Source organism: Planococcus beigongshangi (genome assembly GCF_016820495.1).
In the GTDB taxonomy this organism is placed as follows: Bacteria; Bacillota; Bacilli; order Bacillales_A; family Planococcaceae; genus Planococcus; species Planococcus beigongshangi.
The window spans coordinates 1-2,107 of sequence record NZ_JADHDU010000020.1; the positions used below are offsets into that span (position 1 = coordinate 1).

Consider the following 2,107-nt stretch of genomic DNA (forward strand, 5'->3'; position numbering starts at 1 on the left):
AAGTTCAGTAAAGGGGGAAAAAAAGTTCATTTAAACTTTCAAACCATTGGTGCTCTAAGGCGCAAGGGCACTCATAAATATAACTAATGTAATTAATCTTTTAAAAGATAATATATATAAGCAAAATTTCATTTTGAAAAAATGAAAAGAATCAAGAAAAGAACAAAATACAGATCAAGTTCATTGCTAGAAATAAGAATGACAAACAAGAGAGCTTATTCCTAAAAACAGAACTCTTTTTCTTCTCCAAGTTTTTTAAAAAATGGTTGGATATGAAACAGAAAAGACACATGACAATCGATTGAAAAGCCGATATATCCTTTAAAAGCCCAAAAAACACCTTAGAAGCTTTTGTTTGAGAAAAAACGCCCTTTATTAAACAAAATAGCTAAAACAGCTAAAAGCGTCCTTTCTGTGCTTTTTTTTGACAGCGAAGGAAAAAGAAAAAGCTCCCGATAATAATCCAGGAGCTTCGGGATTTTTACAGGTCGATCCGTCTGGCCGGATCTCGATATTCCTGGCGCAGGTATTCAATCAGGGGAAACGTGATTTGTTCTTCCAACGAGCCAAAGTCCGTATCAAACATCAGCCGATTCCCTTCAAAGTTGAACGTATCCAGCAGATAGACCACACCGGGCGTCGCATAGCCCCGTTTATGCCCCAGAATCCGGGTCAGGATATACTGCCGGGTATCCGGATTTTCCATCCGGCGATGATCCAGACAATCGTTGATGCCCTTTTTCCGGAACACGAAGCGCCCTTCCCAGATGTTTTTGGCGGCAAGCTGGTCCAAAACGTCCTGTCGTCCCTCTTCCCGGAGTCGTTCTTGTTCTTCTTCCGACAGGGCTGCCGGGGCATCTTCCGTTTCTTCCCGGAATTGGTGAGGCAGCCGTTCATTCAAGAAGCGCTGCAGCGCTTCCTCGGATACCTGCCAGCCGTTCCGCTTCGGTCCGGCACCTTTTGTACCTTGAATCTTCCCTTGCCGCAGCCAACGCCGGACACTCTCTTTGTTCTTGGTGATTTTGTTCTGTTCCAGAACCGCAAACAGTTCATCCAGTTCGTACATGGTCATGTTCTGCACCTCTTTCTTAAATACAACAACGGTAGTATTTACTACATATTACAACAATTGTTGTATTTAAGGAAGGACTAATCTACAAAAAAGAACCCTTTTTGGGGTTCTTAGAGCCGAAACGCCTTCAGATTGCTTTCAATCTGCTCGTCCGTGATGCCGATATAGCGCAACGTGATCTGCGGATGCGCATGGTTGAGGATGTTCTGCAGCTCGGCAATATCCTTGAACTGCTTGTAATGCCAGTAGCCGAATGTCTTCCGGAGAGTGTGCGTGCCGATGCCATCCGGCATATCGACCATCTGGGCCGCCTTGTTGAGCTGTCGGTACGCTTGGACCCTTGTAATCGGGTTTTGCCCCTTGCGGCTTGGAAAAAGCCATTCTGTGCCGTTTAACGTGCTGATATAGGCATTCAGCTCATCGTAGATGTTGCCGAGGTGGATCATCCGGCGTTTGCCGGTCTTGCCTTCCCGAAGCGACACGATTTTCTTGCCCTGGATCTCGCTCGTTTTGATGTTTAACAGGTCCCCGACGCGCAGACCCGAATTGATGCCGAGAAGAAACAGAATATAATCCCGTTCACCGCACCACTTCTTCAAACTCCATTTCATGTCCTCGATCTTTTCCAGCGACCGGATCGGCTGGACATCTTTGATTTCGTGTTGTTTGTTCATGGATAGCTCCTTTCAGTTGGCTGCTGATTGTGTGATTGCTAGAAAAACAGATGTAACCAACTACTCAAGGGAATTCGCCCCAAAGAAAAAGAGCACCGCCAACGAAAGACGAGACCAGTAGAATCAATGATTTGAATGTATCATTTTTTCTAGTAATTTTATTTTCTTCTGTTTCTTGCAAGAAGTCAATGAAATCAAGGAAGTGAATGTAACTTAATTTATAATAAGTTACATTCAGATGCTGTTCAAATTGCTCAAAGTATTTTTAAGGATTGATTATTCTATCATTAACAATATCTTGCCTTTAACATAACTAACAATAGTTTTTTGGACAGGTTACTAGTATATATACTAGTAACCT

The 2,107-nt window shown here is 43.2% G+C and carries 2 protein-coding genes; both read right to left on the reverse strand.

All coding sequences use genetic code 11. The features are described from left to right. Window positions 1–481: 481 nt before the first annotated feature. Window positions 482–1,072: a hypothetical protein gene (locus tag IQ294_RS16155; protein ID WP_015085266.1), complete on the reverse strand. Its 591-nt coding sequence runs from the start codon at window positions 1,070–1,072 to the stop codon at window positions 482–484. Window positions 1,073–1,182: 110 nt separating this feature from the next. Then, a complete protein-coding gene (locus IQ294_RS16160; protein ID WP_015085265.1) occupies window positions 1,183–1,746 on the reverse strand; it encodes a tyrosine-type recombinase/integrase in 564 nt (187 codons plus the stop codon). Window positions 1,747–2,107: the final 361 nt, after the last annotated feature.